We start from the raw sequence: 16,244 nt of genomic DNA on the forward strand, positions 1-16,244 counted from the left end.
TGCGCGGATGTCATCCATCCTAAACCATGGGATAGTTCCCCCTTGCCAAAACTCTGGCCTGCTTTTTGAGGGGGTGTATCCGTTTTTGATGTTAAATATTTCCCCCAATCTCACCCACTCCACCCTAAAACTCTCTTTGAGTAGGGGGTGTTTAATAAGGCTTGTTGGGGGGTTTAAGCCGTCTTTAAGGGGGGTAACTTGTGTACCTGTATCTTGGCTTTTTTGTAACTCTGTGCGTACTTGTTCTACTAACCTGTAGCTTGTTTCTTTAGAGACATTAAACTCGTAAAGAGAATACGCGCCAAAATCTAAAAGCGCATTAAGATAGTAATGAAATTGTTTTTTTCTAGCTGTAAGCTCTGCTGTAAGCTCTGTAAGGCAATCAAGAATGGTTACTATTCTTTCTTGAATAAAGAGAGGGGGGAGGGGGATTTTGAGGGATAGAATGGTTGGCATGTCAGGGTGAGCAGGTGCTCCACGATAAGCGCTGTCTAAAAAAAATTGTTGTGTTTTTAAATAATAAAAAACAAACTTCAAGTTTGTAGCTTCATGATCAATGGCAGTGGCTAGAATATTACCGCTGTCTACAAATTTTCCCTTGTAATGCTTGATGTGCGCGCGCCCTCCTGAAGGGATACTTATAACTTCTCCTTCATTAAGGTTTTCACCTGCTAATTTCTCTGTAGTCCAGCCCTTAAAAAGACCAGTTGATAAAAGCTTGATATTTCCCCCTTTTTGATCAAGACCTTTTAAATGGGCAGCACTCACATGCTTAAAGATATTGGTTTTAGGCTGCCATTCTGCAGACACATTTTTAAAACGCCTATCCCAATAGGTGATCTCATAGAGTGCCTTAAACTCCACCCCCCGTACTCTAAGCTCTTTTAACGCTTCTTGCAAGGGTAAGTTTTGTAAATCTGTATACAAACTCTCTTGTTCTTTTTTGCACTCTCTTAAGTTTGTGGCCTGCTTTAGGTGTTTAATCTCACTTGTTGGGGTGTTTAACGCCTCTTTAAAGGGCTCTTGTGGGCTTTGCTGATTAGATCGCTTCTCTTTCATTCTTAAAAATCTAAAAACCTTTAACCTTTCTGTATGCAACTTGTAGCTTGCCTACAATTCCTCAAACCCCCATTTTAGCCCTTGCTCAAGTTTTAGGATTATGGGGCTCTCAACCTTGCGCTCTATCCCTTGCTCTTTTGTACGCTTGCTATCCTAACTGCCCTAAAAGCGCCTCTAATCCCTCTCTTAACTGCGTTTGCCTTGCTACAATGTTAGCAATTTCTGCATTCAAGGCATTAATGTCTATCTCTTCTGTATTCTCTTTGGCTAAAACATATCTTTCAGCAGAAAGATTATAGCCATTCTCTTTTATTTGTTCTATGCTAGCTAGAGTAGAAAAATGCGCGATTTGCTCCCTGTTTTCATAGACTTTTAAAATTCTCTCTATGTGGCTCTTGCCTAGTTTATTTTTAATTCCCTCTCTTGTATATTCCTCTTTGGCATCTATAAAAAGCACACAATCATCGCTTCTACTCTTTTTAAGCACCACAATAGCTGTGGCAATATTAGTTCCAAAGAAAAGATCAGAGGGCAGGGCAATAATGGCATCTATAAAATTACGATCTACCAGATATGATCTGATCTTGGCTTCAGCCCCACCTCTATAAAGCACCCCCGGATACTGCACGATAGCCGCAGTTCCTTTATAAGAAAGCCAAGAGAGCATATGTAAAGTAAAAGCTAAATCGGCCTTGCTTTTAGGGGCTAGCACTGAAGCAGGAGAAAAACGCGCATCATTAATTAAAAGCGGGTCATCATCGCCTATCCAACTGGTAGAGTAGGGCGGGTTGCTCACAATAGCATCAAAGGGTTCTGCATCTTGTAATTTAGGCTCTATTAGCGTGTTGCCATAGGCGATGTGAAACTTGTCATAATCAATGTTATGTAAAAGCATATTAGCCCGGCACAGGTTATAAGTGGTTTGGTTGATTTCTTGTCCAAAAAAGCCCTGTTTGATCTGCTCTATTCCTAAAATCTTAGAAAACTGGAGTAAAAGCGAGCCACTCCCACAACAAGGGTCATAAACTTTATTGATACTTTTTTGTTTGTGAATAACTAGCTTTGCTAAAAGCTCACTCACCTCAGGAGGGGTAAAAAACTCACCTCCGCTTTTACCTGCACTGCTAGCATACATGCCCATTAAAAACTCATAGGCATCCCCAAAAACATCAATACCGCTTCTCTGATAATTACTAATTTGCATGCTAGCCACTCCCTCTAAGAGCCTAGCAATATTTCTATTTTTCTCTGTAAGGCCACTGCCTAGCTTATCGCTATTCATGTCTAAATCTGCAAATAACCCCTTAAAACTCTCCTGTGCCTCACTTTGTAAACTTGAAGCTTCAATGTTTTTAAAAATATCATTGAGAGTTGTGTTGAGTTTTTTAGCTTTTTCTAACTCCTCAAGGTTGTTAATAACATTCTCAAAAAGCCCACTAGGAGGGATGAAAAACCCCTTTTCCTCTAAAAGCATTTCTTTAGCTAACTTGGCTTGCTCATCCTCTAATTTTGCGTAATTAAAGCTTGCATCTCTTTTTTGCTCTATCTTGTTGATATAGCTAGCTAAATTTTCAGAGAGATAGCGATAAAGAATCATCCCTAAAACAAATTGTTTAAAATCCCACCCATCTACCGCACCCCTTAATTGGTCGGCGATGTCCCAAATAGCCTTAAAGAGGTGGTTACGATTAGCTGTAGAGTCGATCTGTGAATCATTAAGAGGCGCTGGCATGTGTTGATCCTTTAAACCCCTATGCTAGACCATTCATTGCGTTTGGCTAAAAATTCACGCGCTAGATTTTGCGCACCCTCTAGTGTGTGGTTAGCAGCCCAGCCGCATTGTTTTTCATTGCTAGCCGGTACTTCTTTTGCTTTAAGCACATCTTGCATGGTTTGTTCTAAGATTTCAAGAATGCCTTCATAATTTTCATGGTTTAACACGGTCAAATAAAAACCGGTCTGGCATCCCATAGGCGACCAATCAACAATGTAGTTTGCGTGGTTGCGAATCAATTCTGCGACCAAATGTTCTAGCGAGTGCAAACTAGGCATGTCCATGTGTTCTTTATTGGGCTGTTTAAACCGCACATCATACTTAACAATCACATCCCCGTGCTCTCCTATTTTGCGATCGGCAACACGGACATAAGGCGCTTTGACCTTTGTGTGATCTAGATTAAAACTCTCAACATTCATTTTCATGTATCACTCCTTATTTAAAATGGGGCATTCTAGCATAGCCCTTATTGGACTAACTGAAAAGCTTGATCTAAATCCTCTATTAGATCCTCACTATGTTCAATCCCAATAGATAAACGCACTAACCCCTCTTTAATCCCTGCTGCCTCGCGTTTTTCCTTAGGAATAGAGGCATGTGTCATCACAGCCGGAATTTCAACTAAACTCTCCACCCCGCCTAAACTTTCGCCTAGAATAAATAATTTTAAAGCTTGTACAAAGGCAATGGCCTTTTCCTCCTTTTTTAAAGTAAAAGAGAGCACCCCGCTAAACCCGCGCATTTGTGTTTTGGCTAGGTGATGGTTGGGGTGTGTGGGCAGGCCGGGGTAATATGTGGTCTGTACTTGGGGGTGTGTTGTTAGAAACTCAGCGACACGCAGGGCGTTTTTTTGGTGCTCCTCCATGCGCACCCCTAGCGTTTTAATGCCTCGTTGCAATAACCAGCTATCTTGAGGGCTGAGTATCCCCCCAATGGCGTTTTGATAAAAACCAATCTCTGTAGCTAGATTTTCTTTATTGGTTGTAACAAGCCCGGCAATTAAATCGCTATGCCCTCCTAAATACTTCGTTGCGCTGTGTATAACAATATCAGCTCCTAGTTGGAGGGGATTTTGAAAATAGGGGGTTGCAAAAGTGTTATCCACAATGGTAAGCAAATTATGGGATTTAGCAAGGTCAGCGCTAGCCTTTATATCTGTGATTTTTAAAAGGGGATTACTCGGGGATTCTAAATAAAGCGCTTTGCTATTAGGCTTAATGGCTTGTTTAATCTGTGATATATCGCTGGTATCAATAGAGGTATAGCTCAAGCCAAATTTTAAAAGGACTTTATCTAAAAGGCGGAAAGTCCCACCATAAACATCATCGCTAATTAAAATGTGATCGCCTGTTTGAAACAACGAAAAGACCGCATGAATTCCTGCTAAACCAGAGGCAAAAGCAAAACCTTTAACCCCCCCTTCTAAATCAGCAATCAGCTCTTCTAAAGCAAAACGAGTCGGATTTCCTGAACGCGAATACTCATAACCTTTAGGACGCCCCACCCCATTTTGCCGGTAGGTAGAGGTTTGATAAATGGGCACACTCACCGCCCCGGTTAGCTCATCTTCACTAATGCCCCCGTGAATCAATTGTGTTTGTAAATGCATGTTTTTCCTTTAAGTGTTATAGATAAATACCCTTGGATAAATAGCGATCGGCTGCATCTGCAAAGATTGTAAGAACACAACTTCCCTCTGGCAACCGCTCTATTTCGCGCAAAGCCGCTGCAAAAGCAGCACCACTAGAACTACCCACAAGTAAGCCACTCTTTTGGGCTAATTCTTTGGTGTAATAAAACCCTTGCGCATCTGAAATGGTTTCAAAACGCTCAATGGGCAAATCTGCAAGAAAGGGGGGGATAAATTCCACCCCAATGCCTTCAATTTTATGAGGATGGGCTACACCCCCATTTAGAATCGAACCCTCTGGCTCTACACCAATTAAACGAATAGTTGGGATTTGTTCTTTTAAGTATTTGGCTGTGCCGGCAAAAGTCCCCCCGCTTCCAATCCCAGCAACAAAGCTAGTGAGTTGTTTCCCTAGTTCTTGAATAATTTCTGGTCCTAATGTGTAATAGTAGGTATCTGGATTTTTAGGGTTTTCAAATTGCAAAGGCAAGTAACTATCCGGGATACTTTGGGCTAATTCTTTGCTTTTAGCAATCGCCCTAATAATGCCTTCCTCACTAGGCGTATTGATCACCTCAGCGCCTAAAGCTTTCATGAGTTGTTGTTTTTCTACACTAAATTTTTCTGGGACCACAAAAATCGTTTTTAAGTGGTGGTGCAGGGCTACAAGCGCTAAAGCAATCCCAGTATTGCCAGCTGTAGGCTCAATGATTGTTGTTTTGGGCGTGATTTGACCCGTTTTTAAGCCCTCTTCAATGAGATATTTTCCCAAACGATCCTTGATACTGCCCCCCGGGTTTAAATGTTCTAATTTAGCATAAATGATCGAGTCTTTAGGCAAGGGATAATTTTCTTTACTAAATTTAAAAACCGGGGTTGAGCCGATTGCCTGCGTAGTTGCGCTAATAACCATGTTGCCTCCAAAGTAAACTAAATCCAAAAATCGCCAAAATAAATACCAAACTAAACGCGTATTAGTTTACCCCTAGTAAGCTAATTTAAAGTTTTATAGGATTGTGTACGCTACGCCACTAGTGATTTAGACTTTGTCTATATAGTCTTGTGATTTAAACTTGCACTTGTGTAAAGATTAATGCTCTTTAATGTAAAAATCATCACAGCCAAGCCTTAGAATTTTTTTGTATCCTCTAGGTTTTAAAAAATTATAAATATCATCGCAACCGTAATTATTTTCTATCCCTATAAGTCTAATATCATAGTTATCAAAATTAATGCTTTCTAAAATTTTCATCTCACCACCCTCCACATCAATGCTTAAATAGTCAATTTTCTTTTGCTCTCCTTTCATAATAGTATCAAAGCGCGCCCCTTGCATTTTTACAATTTGACAATCACTGCCATGCCTATTTACTTCTCGCTCTATCCACTCTAAATGTCTTTTATCATACTCACTTACTATACCGCTCAACATTTGTGCGTATCCTGTAATTTGCATAAAAGAGACTTCACCATCTGTATTGCAGAGGGCTACATTATGTTTTTTAATCTTTGGATTTGATCTGTTTTTAAGAAGTTCTGTGTAGACATTAGAGTCAGCTTCTATAAGTACCCCCCCCCCCCATTTATGGCTAGGGTCATTCTCTAATAAATAAGTATTGCTAAAAGATATCCCATCATTTGCACCAATATCTACAAAAAATAGCGGGCCTTTCTCATCTTTATAAAAAAATTGCACAAATAAATCTTGTTTGTCTTGAGAATAACTTTTTCTATCCTTTTCTAATAACCATTTGTGAAATCTATCCTCCAATGTAGGAAAAAATAAACGCAAGATTCTTTTGATAATATTCTTTAACTTCATGTAAACACACCCTTCAAAAAGCCAGAATTCTAGCATGATTTTATTTTATATCTTTGCTATACCAAATCCCAGATACGCAGGGCTATATGTGGGGTGTTCCACTCTAATATAGCAAAAGGCACGCGTTAAAAAAGTCTTAAAGATTTAGCACAACTTTAAAAAACTACTTCCTAGTGATCTTTTAAGTTTTGCTATAATTTCATCTATGCAACCTTTTAAAAGAATCTTACTCATTGGATCGGGTCCTATTGTCATTGGGCAAGCATGCGAGTTTGACTACTCCTCAAGTATTGCGCTTAAAACGCTTAAAAGTTTAGGCTATGAAGTGGTGCTTTTAAATTCTAATCCTATTACCATCAACACCGATAAAGCCCTAGCCTATAAAACCTATATTGAGCCTATCACAACAGATAATGTTTTAAAAATTGTGGCTTTAGAGAGCATTGAAGCGATTTTGCCCACTATGGGCGGACAAACAGCTTTAAATATCATCGTTGCCTTGCACAAACAAGGGCATTTTGAGGGCGCGCTAAAGGGTGTGAAACTCTTAGGGGCTAGCATTGAGAGCATTTTAAAAGCAGAGGATCGGCGCGCTTTTAAAGAGTGTATGCTCTCTATTGGGCTAGATTTGCCCAAAGGGGGTTATGCTTATAGTGAGAAAGAGGCGCTTTCTGTGATCAAAGAGGTGGGTTTTCCTTGCATTATCCGCTCTAGTTTTACTCTAGGTGGGGAGGGTAGTTCTGTGGCCTTTAACATTGAGGAATTTAGAGAGCTCGCCCAATTTGCCCTAGAAGCCTCGCCTATCTCAGAAATTTTAATTGAGGAGAGTTTACTAGGCTGTAAAGAGTTTGAAATGGAGGTGGTGCGGGATAAAGATGATAATTGCATCGTGGTGTGTTGCATTGAAAATGTTGATCCTATGGGTGTGCACACGGGCGATAGTATCACCATTGCCCCCGCCCTCACCCTCACAGATAAAGAATACCAGCGCATGCGCGATGCAAGTTTTGCGGTGTTGCGCGCTGTAGGTGTGGATACTGGCGGGGCTAATGTGCAGTTTGCCATTAAGGGGAGGCGTTTATTAGTCATTGAAATGAACCCTCGCGTGAGCCGTAGCTCCGCTCTTGCTAGCAAGGCTACACTTTTTCCTATCGCAAAAGTAGCCACACTTCTAGCATTAGGCTATCGCTTAGAGCACATTCAAAATGATATTACGCAGAGCACTAGTTGTTTTGAGCCCACCCTAGATTATGTCATCACTAAAATCCCGCATTTTGACTTTGAAAAATTCCCCCAAGTAGACACCACTTTAGGGACTTCTATGAAAAGCATTGGGGAGGTGATGGGCATTGGGGGGAGTTTTAAAGAAAGCCTGATGAAAGCCTTAGAGAGTGATTATCTTTTAAACAATCTGCGCGCGTTTTTAGAAAATCCTTTGGATTTAGAGTTTTTAAAAAAGGAGTTGCGCCGCCCCAATCCTAAACGGCTTTTTTATGTGATGCATGCCTTTGGTATAGGCTTGAGTGTGGAGGAAGTACGCGAGCTTTGTTGCATTGATGCCTACTTTTTAAACGAAATAAGAGAGATTGTAGAAGCTCTTTTAAATCTGCGCACTCAGGAGGCAAACACTCTACTAAGTAATAAACCCGCTCTTTTTAAACTCAAAAGCATGGGCTGTAGCGATGCTTTGTTAGCTAGCTTTTTAAATAAGCAGGAGAGCGAAGTACGCGATGCGCGTAACCAACTTAATTTACACCCCTTGATGTACCAAGTAGATCTAAGTGCTAATGAATTTAAAAGCCCCACCCCCTATCTTTATAGCACCTATGCCCCCCCCTTTGCTCCACAACCCCCCCTAAAATCCACCCGCTCTAAGGTGATCTTACTAGGCTCTAGCGCGAATAAAATCGGGGTGGGCATGGAGTTTGATTATGCGCTTACCCATGTTAGTTTAGCGCTTAAAAAAAGAGGATTTAGCCCTATTATCATCAACAACAATCCAGAAACCATTAGCACCGATCATGACACTAGCGACACGCTTTATTTTGAGCCTATTACGCTTGAGTGTGTGCTAGAAATCATTGCTAGAGAAAAAGAACAATTACTAGGCGTAGTGGTGAGCTTTGGGGGACAGACCCCGCTTAAAATCGCCGCGGATTTAGAAAAACTGGGTATCCCTCTACTGGGCACAGCGTTTAAAAATATAAAAATTGCAGAAGAGCGCGATCTGTGCCACCAACTTTTGAATCGCCTCCATGTGGCCTATCCTAAGGGCTTGTGTGCACACTCCAAAGAACAAGCTAAAAAGTGCCTAGAAAAACTAGAATTGCCCTTGATTTTGCGCCCTAGTTTTGTGTTGGGTGGGGCAAAAATGCGCATTTTACATACTAAAGAGCAATGTTTAGAGTATATAGAAAACTATGGCTTTGAAACTAGCCTTTTAATGGATTGCTTCTTAGAGGATGCACTAGAACTTGATGTTGATGCCCTGTGTGATCAAAAAAGTGTGTTTGTGTGTAGCGTACTAGAACATATCGAGCCAGCAGGCATTCACTCAGGAGATAGCACCTGTTTTCTCCCCCCAAGTCTTAGCCCGGATCTGTTAGAAGAAGTGTATTACCAAACCCAAAAAATCGCGCTAGGACTGCAAGTTTTAGGCCTACTTAATATCCAATTTGCCTACAAAGATCACCAACTTTTTGTATTAGAAATTAACCCCCGCTGTTCGCGCACAATCCCCTTTGTCTCTAAGGCTTTGGGTTTAGATATTGCAGGGCTAGCTGCAGATGTGCTCATAGGGCAGAGTTTAGAGCAGATTGCTAAAGATGTTGCACTTGTGGCTAAAGAGGGGGGGTTGTTTGTGGCTAGGCCTTTGCATTATGTTTTTGTGAAGGAAAGCGTTTTTCCATTTAATAAGCTTTATGGGGCAGATTTAGTACTAGGGCCTGAGATGAAGAGCACCGGTGAGGTAGCAGGGGTGGGATATACCCTCGCTGAGGCCTTTTATAAATCCCAGCTAGCTAGCCATAATCCTATTAAACACCAGGGCAGTATTTTCATTTCTCTTAAAGATCGCGACAAACAAAAGGCTATGCCCTTGATACGGGCTTTAAAGGGTTTGGGTTTTAAACTTTATGCTACCACCGGCACGCATAAAGCCTTGCAAGAAGGGGGACTAGAAAGTATTCAGGTGCTTAAAATTTCTGAGGGGCGTCCTAATATCTGTGATTTTATGCTCAACCACCAAATAGATATGGCCATTAATACTAGCGATGTTTTAAACGAAGATTCTAAGATTATCCGCATGCAGGTGCTCAAAAACAAGATTTCTTATTTCACCACTTTAAAGGCCGTAGAAAAGGTACTTTTGAGTTTGCTAGAATATTCCAAGTTTAAAGACAACCCCCCCTTGAGTTTGCAGCAATTACAAAACACGGAGGATTGAATTTAATAAACCCCCGCTTAAAAGAGCAGGGGTAAGTGCTAATTAAGAGACAGATCGTTTTCCAGCTGGAGCGTGATCTTTGTGGCCTTCATGGGGCAAATCATAGACCGGACAGGTTTCTACACCAATACTAGTGCGGGTGAATTTTTCCACATTTTCTTGAGCCTTTTTAGGATCGTTGACCCAAGTTTTGTAGAATTCAAAGGGACATTCCACAACGCCCTTATCACCATCGCCACTAGCAAAGACACCGCTATAGCCTCGGTGCAACATCTTAAAGAGATGGTTGGTGCTTTGATCGTATTTTCTAGAATTGCGGATGGCGCTGATGGAGAGTTGTGCGTATTGGACTCCATTTTCCTCCTCACCACACTCGCCCAAAGTATGCCCATCAAAACCAATGAGACTAGAATGCCCAAAGTAGGTATAGACACCATCAAAACCTGCCGCATTGGCCACCGCGACATAAGACTGGTTTGCCCATGCCATAGCTTTTACCATGAGGATTTGTTGTTCTTTAGCTGGATACATGTAGCCTTGACAACGGACAATAAGCTCAGCGCCCCTCATCGCACAATCGCGCCAAATTTCAGGATAGTTCCCATCATCACAGATGATCAAAGAAACCTTCATCCCCTTAGGACCATCTACCACATAGGTTCTATCCCCTGGATACCACGCTTCAATGGGGCACCAAGGTAGAATTTTGCGGTACTTTTGCACAATCTCACCCTTGTCATTGATCAAAACCAGCGTGTTGTAGGGATTTTTATGAGATTGTTCGTGTTTTTCACCTGTCAAAGAGAACACGCCCCAAACCTTGTTGGTTTTGCAAGCCATAGAAAAAATCTGTGTTTCCTCACCTGGAACCACAGCTGCGGTGTCAAACATCTCTTGTCTATCATACATGATGCCGTGTGTGCTGTATTCAGGGAAAATGACCAAATCAAGACCGGGTAAACCTTGCTTCATCCCTTGAATCATTTTTGCGATGTTATGGCAATTTTCTAGCACCTCTGCTTTAGTGTGGAGTCTAGGCATTTTATAATTCACAACCCCCACACCCACAGTATCAGGGTTACTACAGATATCTCCATGTCTCATGTAATCTCCTTAAAGTTTTTTAGGGTTAAACCCTAGCCGGATTTTATAACAAATAGTTAAGCAATTAAATAACAAGAAAAAATATGACTCTCTTTAAAAGAGTGGTTAAAAATCTTTTGTTATTTTTATGTGGGGGTTAATGAGATTTATTTTAAGAGTCTCAAAAGGCTATTTAGGCTACAATGCGGGTTTTCTGTTGAATTTTTCATTCAAAGGGGTCTGCTTGCGTGGGTTGCTTATCTTTATAAAAAAGTTAAAACTTTTGTGGTTTCAAACTCTTTCAAACTCTTTCAAAATTTCAAAGGAGAACAGAAAACGTTAGAGAATGAAATGTATTATAAATTGGCGCTCGCATATGCGGAAGTTGCGGAAGCTGAGGGCGTAGAAAAAGATCACAAAAAAGTCTTAGAGTACGCCTTAGAGTACTTAAAAAAAGCAGCAGAGGGGGGACATGTTGAAGCTTGTCTCAGCTTGGGGGTATTGTATTTTGAAGGAGATGGTGTAAAACAAGACTACCAAAAAGCCGCAAAATATTTGCAAAAAGCAGCAGATGAAGGCAGTGCTGAGGCTTATGGCGCGTTGGGGGGCATGTATTATGAAGGGAAGGGTGTAGAACAAGACTACCAAAAAGCCTTAGAATATTACAAGAAAGCAGCGGACATGGGAGATGCTGATGCTTGTCACAACTTAGGGCTCATGTATGAGAAAGGAGAGGGTGTAGAAAGAGATCTACAAGAGGCTGAGGAGTATTTTAAAAAAGCCCGTAAGTTAGGATATGAGGATGCGTGTAGTAAACCTTTTAGTTTTTTTGGGCATAGTGCCTTCTTTTATAGATAGGATTTAAAAATAAGGAGGGGATAAGCCTTTTAGAGTTTTTGCGTTTAAAACTTAGCTGTACTGAGCAACACAAAGGTAGAGTTGAAAAAATCATTTCTTATTTTTGTGATATTCTAGTGCTAGCACCTCCCGCGCTAGTTTTTAGACTATAACAAACTCCCCAAATCCCTTTAGCAACCGCTAATTTAGTATAAATCAGCCCACAATCCTACCTAGCAACACCCCCTCTTTATAGGTATGGCAAAGGGCTTTATAATATCCCGGTGGGGTCTGTTTAAGTAAACTTTCATTAATTAAAATCTCCCCATCAATTTCTAAACCCCAGCGCCGATCCCTTGCTTTTAAAAACAACCCATCTTCACTTAACCCCTCTACAATCACCTCTAAAGTTTGCCCAACAAGTCCTTGCATAGAGTTTTGCACTTGTTGCTCTATTAAGGGATTAATTTGATCTAAACGAGCATTAATATCCTCTTTACTTAATTGGGGCCATTTATAAGCCGCTGTGTTTTCCTCAGCACTGAAGGCAAAAAGATTAATGCGATCAAAACTAAAGCTTTGTAAAAAGTCTTGTAATTCCTCAATATCGCGACTACTTTCATGCGGGTGGCCTAGTAGTAGCGTGGTACGTAAAAAGCGATTGGGGACAGTATCCATAGCTTTTAATAGTTTGAGGTGATCAGCCTTATTAGAATTGCGCCGCATGGTTTTTAACATATGATCTGAAATGTGTTGGATAGGCATGTCAAAATAATTAGCAAAGATAGGCGAGTTAGCAATGCTCTCTATTAGTTCTAAAGTGGTGGAAGTGGGATAAAGATAAAAAATGCGCGCGCTTTTAATCATTTGCTGCGCATCAATGGCTTTAATGAGTTTGATTAACCCGTCTTTGACATTTTGATCTAATAGATAAGAGCTAGAATCTTGGGCAATAAAGCTAATATCGCTAAAGCCCTGTTTGGCTAAAATTTCTACTTCTTTTAAAATGCGATCAATGCTTTTACTTTGTAAACGCCCCTTAAAGCTAGGAATGGCACAAAAACTACAATTTTGATTACACCCCTCAGAGAGTTTAACATAAGCATGGACTTTTGAACCGGTGATTGTGCGTTTTTGCTCTCCGGCTAAAAAAACCCGTTTAGAAAATTGGCTTTGTTTGGCGCTTAAAAGCGCATCGATTCGATCATAATCGCCTACGCCGGTAAAAATATCAATTTCGGGTAATTCTGCTATCAATTGCCTTTTATAGCGCTCACTCAAACACCCGCTAGCAACCACTAATGCCCCCTTTTTGCGCTCATGGATAGCCTCTAATAACACCCGTACACTTTCCTCTTTAGCTGCTTGGATAAAGCCACAAGTGTTGATAATAATTACATCAGCTAGGTTAATCTCTTGGGTGAGATCATAATTAGCCAATCTACCTAACATCACCTCGCTATCAACCAAGTTTTTAGAACAGCCCAAAGAAACTAAATACAGCTTAGGCACTAATGCTCCTGTGTGTCTACTTCCCAAAAGAAATCAATCCATGAAGTGGCTTCTTTAAGAACATAATCTGCTTTAAAAGATGCGCTTTTATGGGCAAAGAGTACCGCACTTTTAAAACGCACCTGTGGGTATTGGCGTGTTAAAACTTCTAGTACGCCTAAAAAGCTCTTCCCACTATCTACAATTTCATCAACGATTAAAACTTCTTTGTGTTCCGGTTTAATAAGAGGGATATTTTCAATCTCTAAATTACTTTGGGTGCGATCTAATCCATAAGAACTCGCATTAATGGCATAAATAGCCTTAAGATCCCAATAAATCCCTAGAAAATGCGCTAAAGTCATGCCCCCGCGTAAGATTGAAATCAGCGCTTGGGGTTTAAAATCTTGCTCTATTAACTTGGCTAGACTTATCACATCTTGCTTAAAATCCGGGTAGGCATAATATAAACGCATGGCTTTCCTTAGTAGTACTCTTGCATAAACGCTTTAACCGCCACACCCTCAAAACTCTTACACAACCCTAAATCAACCAAAGTTTGCTCTAAAGCATTTAGCACCCAAGCAATGTAATAGACCTCTATTAATCCCATATGATTAATGCGCAAAAGACAAGTTTTAAGATGATCTTGCCCCCCGGCAACTTGTACACCATAGTGCTGTGATAAATGCTTTTTAATTTTAGAGGCCTCTGTATGATAAATAGTAGACATGCTTAAGGCCGGTGCTTTAGGATAAATCTGTAAATGCAAGGCCTCTAAGGCTTTTTGAGTGGCTAAAGCGCGCTTTTTTGTGGCGTTATAAAGAGCGCTCAATCCGCCTAGTTGCTCTACGCATTTAAAATAAGTTTGCAGGGCTAAAATGTGAGAAATGCCGGCCGTAAAAGCGGTGGTGTTTTTTTGTTGGTTTGTAAGTTCTAAGGACAAATTAAAATAATAATCGCAATCTTCTAGTTTAGAGATTGCAAGCGCGCTAAGCCCTAGGATACTTAGCCCAACAGGGCACATGAAAGCCTTTTGGCTACCCCCAATTAAAACATCTACACAACTCACATCTAAGGCTTCTACCCCTAAAGCCGTAATGGCATCAACAATGACTAAAATTTCAGGATTATGGGTTTTGATTACTTTAGAAATGCCCTCAAAATCTAGCCTTAGCCCTCCAGAGGAGTCACAGACCTGCAAAGCAACAGCCTTAAGATCAGAATTTTTATCAAGTACTTCTTGTACTTGTTTAGGGCTAATGGGCTCATCCCATGAACTTTTAATTTCTATGGCATTGAGGTTAAAGGCTTTAGCAATTTGAATAAAACGCGTACCAAACTTACCATTATTTAGCACCAATAAACTAGGCTGGCTACTGGGTTTAACAAACTGTACTAAAGCTGCTTGCATGCCACCTGTGCCACTGCTCACTAAGGTAAGCACCTCCGGTAAACCAATCATTTCTTTTAAATGCGCTCTAACCTGTGCAAAAATGGCTTCAAATTCGGCGGTGCGGTGGTGGATAATGGGTTGGCTTAAAGTGGCGGCAATGTTAGGGTGAATAGGAGTTGGCCCGGGTGTGAAGAGTAGGGGTTGCATTTATCCTCTTTAAGATTTTAGTGTGAGTATAACACAGCTTAGAAATTTTTAGTGTATAATGCCCAGATGTGCGCGCGTGTATGGCTTAGTTTAGTGCTGTGCGGGTTTTTAAATTTGCTTTTTTGTATTCCCTTTTCTTTACGGGCTATTCAAGAGAGTATCCAGCAAATGGCAATCCACCATGTTATCGTTTTGAAAGATATTGTTGCGCTTAATGAGCAACTTGATAGGGCTGTTATGACCCTGCGCGCTAGAGGCGGGGATCAAATGGAGGCTAGCCATGCCGCGCTTTTATTAAGAGAGAGCATTACTCTTTATCAAGTTTTACAAGATTATTACACCAAAGACGCCACCACTTTTGACTACATGGAAGGGATTTTACAGGCTTATATTTCTATTAAAGAGGATGCTTCTAGAAGCGCGCAACTTGTTTCTCTCATACCCTTATTAGATCACTTATTAAATCAAATCACCACCCAGTTACAGGCAATGACCACACTAGAACACAAGATTTCAAGGTTAATGGAGCGGTGATCTTAGTAGGAAAATTTTAAAACTAGGGTATTTTCTGTACTCATGCTTGTCCTTTAAAATCTAGTAGGTGGTTTAAATAATAGTTAAATTGTTTTTTACGCGCCCTAATCTCAGCTGGGATGCCTTGCTCTAGATCAGAGCTGAGGGCTTGGAGTTGATCTAAAATACTGGCTATTTTTTCTTGAATGGGTAGAGGGGGGAGGGGGATAGGGAAATTTGCACATCTCTTAATCCAATGGCGTTCATGTTGGGTTGGGTTAAAACGAATACATTTCATAGCATAAAAGACGAACTTAAAATTAATCTGAAGAGGCTCTTTTAGTGTTAAAATTTTTATGGCTGAGGATTTTACCTTAAATGCAAAATCAACCCAATGAAAAGAAGTAGTGAAGTCATCAAAAATAATACATGGCCGTTCTGGTGTTGCCAGATAAACCCCTTGTGTTTCATTGGTATAGCCTAGTATAAAAGTTTGCCCCGCTGTTAAAACTGGGGTTTTATGAGCATCATCGTAACTTGTAGAGTTAACAATGTACTTTGTAGGTTGTTCATAGTCTAACACCTCCCCCAATCTCACCCACTCCACCCTAAAACTCTCTTTGAGTAGGGGGTGTTTAATAAGGCTTGTTGGGGGGTTTAAGCCGTCTTTAAGGGGGGTAACTTGTGTACCTGTATCTTGGCTTTTTTGTAACTCTGTGCGTACTTGTTCTACTAACCTGTAGCTTGTTTCTTTAGAGACATTAAACTCGTAAAGAGAATACGCGCCAAAATCTAAAAGCGCATTAAGATAGTAATGAAATTGTTTTTTTCTAGCTGTAAGCTCTGCTGTAAGCTCTGTAAGGCAATCAAGAATGGTTACTATTCTTTCTTGAATAAGAAGAGGGGGGAGGGGGAGCGCGTAGCGTTGCAAGCGTTGTATGTCAACTGCTGCAAAACTAGAAATATTGGTATTTTTTAAACACC

14 protein-coding genes are annotated in these 16,244 nt (G+C 40.7%); 3 read left to right on the plus strand and 11 right to left on the minus strand.

Features of this window, described 5'->3' with window-relative positions:
* The 6 genes from G6Q06_RS07460 to G6Q06_RS07485 all read right to left on the minus strand — a co-directional run.
* Positions 1 to 1,059 (minus strand): restriction endonuclease subunit S (locus tag G6Q06_RS07460; RefSeq protein ID WP_163566223.1); only part of this gene is annotated, 1,059 nt, incomplete at its 3' end.
* Positions 1,060 to 1,207: 148 nt separating this feature from the next.
* Positions 1,208 to 2,791, minus strand: a complete 1,584-nt coding sequence (locus G6Q06_RS07465; RefSeq protein ID WP_163566213.1) for a type I restriction-modification system subunit M — start codon at positions 2,789 to 2,791, stop codon at positions 1,208 to 1,210.
* 11 nt (positions 2,792 to 2,802) lie between these two features.
* Entirely contained in the window at positions 2,803 to 3,261 is a 459-nt protein-coding gene (locus tag G6Q06_RS07470) for an S-ribosylhomocysteine lyase (RefSeq protein WP_163534121.1), read from the minus strand.
* Positions 3,262 to 3,302: 41 nt separating this feature from the next.
* Positions 3,303 to 4,445, minus strand: coding sequence for a cystathionine gamma-synthase (locus G6Q06_RS07475; protein ID WP_163566214.1), 1,143 nt, complete (start codon positions 4,443 to 4,445; stop codon positions 3,303 to 3,305).
* A gap of 16 nt (positions 4,446 to 4,461) precedes the next feature.
* A complete protein-coding gene (locus G6Q06_RS07480) occupies positions 4,462 to 5,379 on the minus strand; it encodes a PLP-dependent cysteine synthase family protein (protein ID WP_163566215.1) in 918 nt (305 codons plus the stop codon).
* Between the two features lie 177 nt (positions 5,380 to 5,556).
* On the minus strand, positions 5,557 to 6,288 hold the full coding sequence (locus G6Q06_RS07485) for an FkbM family methyltransferase (protein ID WP_163566216.1): 732 nt from the start codon (positions 6,286 to 6,288) through the stop codon (positions 5,557 to 5,559).
* Positions 6,289 to 6,484: 196 nt separating this feature from the next.
* On the opposite strand from G6Q06_RS07485, the gene carB reads away from it, so the two are divergent.
* Positions 6,485 to 9,733 carry a carbamoyl-phosphate synthase large subunit gene (gene carB / locus G6Q06_RS07490; RefSeq protein ID WP_430734579.1) on the plus strand — a complete coding sequence of 1,083 codons (3,249 nt, stop codon included), beginning with the start codon at positions 6,485 to 6,487 and terminating at the stop codon, positions 9,731 to 9,733.
* Between the two features lie 42 nt (positions 9,734 to 9,775).
* On the opposite strand, the gene G6Q06_RS07495 is transcribed toward carB, so the two are convergent.
* Entirely contained in the window at positions 9,776 to 10,837 is a 1,062-nt protein-coding gene (locus tag G6Q06_RS07495) for an aliphatic amidase (RefSeq protein WP_163535379.1), read from the minus strand.
* A 330-nt stretch (positions 10,838 to 11,167) separates the two neighbouring features.
* On the opposite strand from G6Q06_RS07495, the gene G6Q06_RS07500 reads away from it, so the two are divergent.
* On the plus strand, positions 11,168 to 11,674 hold the full coding sequence (locus tag G6Q06_RS07500) for a tetratricopeptide repeat protein (protein WP_163566218.1): 507 nt from the start codon (positions 11,168 to 11,170) through the stop codon (positions 11,672 to 11,674).
* 195 nt (positions 11,675 to 11,869) lie between these two features.
* Here G6Q06_RS07500 and G6Q06_RS07505 read toward each other — a convergent pair whose 3' ends face one another.
* The 3 genes from G6Q06_RS07505 to G6Q06_RS07515 are packed head-to-tail and all read right to left on the minus strand — an operon-like array spanning position 11,870 to position 14,747.
* The gene (locus tag G6Q06_RS07505) at positions 11,870 to 13,165 is read right to left on the minus strand and encodes a MiaB/RimO family radical SAM methylthiotransferase (protein ID WP_275896963.1); all 1,296 of its coding nucleotides are present in this window, start codon (positions 13,163 to 13,165) and stop codon (positions 11,870 to 11,872) included.
* Positions 13,165 to 13,620, minus strand: coding sequence for a phosphoribosyltransferase (locus G6Q06_RS07510; protein WP_163566220.1), 456 nt, complete (start codon positions 13,618 to 13,620; stop codon positions 13,165 to 13,167). Before G6Q06_RS07510 ends, G6Q06_RS07505 begins: the two co-directional genes overlap by 1 nt.
* Before the next feature lie 8 nt (positions 13,621 to 13,628).
* Positions 13,629 to 14,747, minus strand: coding sequence for a pyridoxal-phosphate-dependent aminotransferase family protein (locus G6Q06_RS07515; RefSeq protein ID WP_163566221.1), 1,119 nt, complete (start codon positions 14,745 to 14,747; stop codon positions 13,629 to 13,631).
* 66 nt (positions 14,748 to 14,813) lie between these two features.
* On the opposite strand from G6Q06_RS07515, the gene G6Q06_RS07520 reads away from it, so the two are divergent.
* Complete coding sequence (locus G6Q06_RS07520; RefSeq protein WP_163535309.1) at positions 14,814 to 15,281, plus strand: hypothetical protein; 468 nt, start codon at positions 14,814 to 14,816, stop codon at positions 15,279 to 15,281.
* A gap of 40 nt (positions 15,282 to 15,321) precedes the next feature.
* On the opposite strand, the gene G6Q06_RS07525 is transcribed toward G6Q06_RS07520, so the two are convergent.
* Positions 15,322 to 16,244, minus strand: a 923-nt coding sequence (locus G6Q06_RS07525; protein WP_163566222.1) for a restriction endonuclease subunit S, incomplete at its 5' end; no start/stop codon positions are given.

It is taken from the genome of Helicobacter suis, from assembly GCF_902196135.1.
Taxonomy (GTDB): Bacteria; Campylobacterota; Campylobacteria; order Campylobacterales; family Helicobacteraceae; genus Helicobacter; species Helicobacter suis_A.

Excerpts from the sequence above, each read along its gene's own strand:
- G6Q06_RS07510 (WP_163566220.1), bottom strand. The coding sequence starts at position 13,620 with ATGCGTTTATATTATGCCTACCCGGATTTTAAGCAAGATGTGATAAGT.
- G6Q06_RS07485 (WP_163566216.1), bottom strand. The coding sequence starts at position 6,288 with ATGAAGTTAAAGAATATTATCAAAAGAATCTTGCGTTTATTTTTTCCT.
- G6Q06_RS07515 (WP_163566221.1), bottom strand. The coding sequence starts at position 14,747 with ATGCAACCCCTACTCTTCACACCCGGGCCAACTCCTATTCACCCTAAC.
- G6Q06_RS07495 (WP_163535379.1), bottom strand. The coding sequence starts at position 10,837 with ATGAGACATGGAGATATCTGTAGTAACCCTGATACTGTGGGTGTGGGG.
- G6Q06_RS07465 (WP_163566213.1), bottom strand. The coding sequence starts at position 2,791 with ATGCCAGCGCCTCTTAATGATTCACAGATCGACTCTACAGCTAATCGT.
- G6Q06_RS07475 (WP_163566214.1), bottom strand. The coding sequence starts at position 4,445 with ATGCATTTACAAACACAATTGATTCACGGGGGCATTAGTGAAGATGAG.
- G6Q06_RS07480 (WP_163566215.1), bottom strand. The coding sequence starts at position 5,379 with ATGGTTATTAGCGCAACTACGCAGGCAATCGGCTCAACCCCGGTTTTT.
- G6Q06_RS07520 (WP_163535309.1), top strand. The coding sequence starts at position 14,814 with ATGTGCGCGCGTGTATGGCTTAGTTTAGTGCTGTGCGGGTTTTTAAAT.
- G6Q06_RS07500 (WP_163566218.1), top strand. The coding sequence starts at position 11,168 with ATGTATTATAAATTGGCGCTCGCATATGCGGAAGTTGCGGAAGCTGAG.
- G6Q06_RS07470 (WP_163534121.1), bottom strand. The coding sequence starts at position 3,261 with ATGAAAATGAATGTTGAGAGTTTTAATCTAGATCACACAAAGGTCAAA.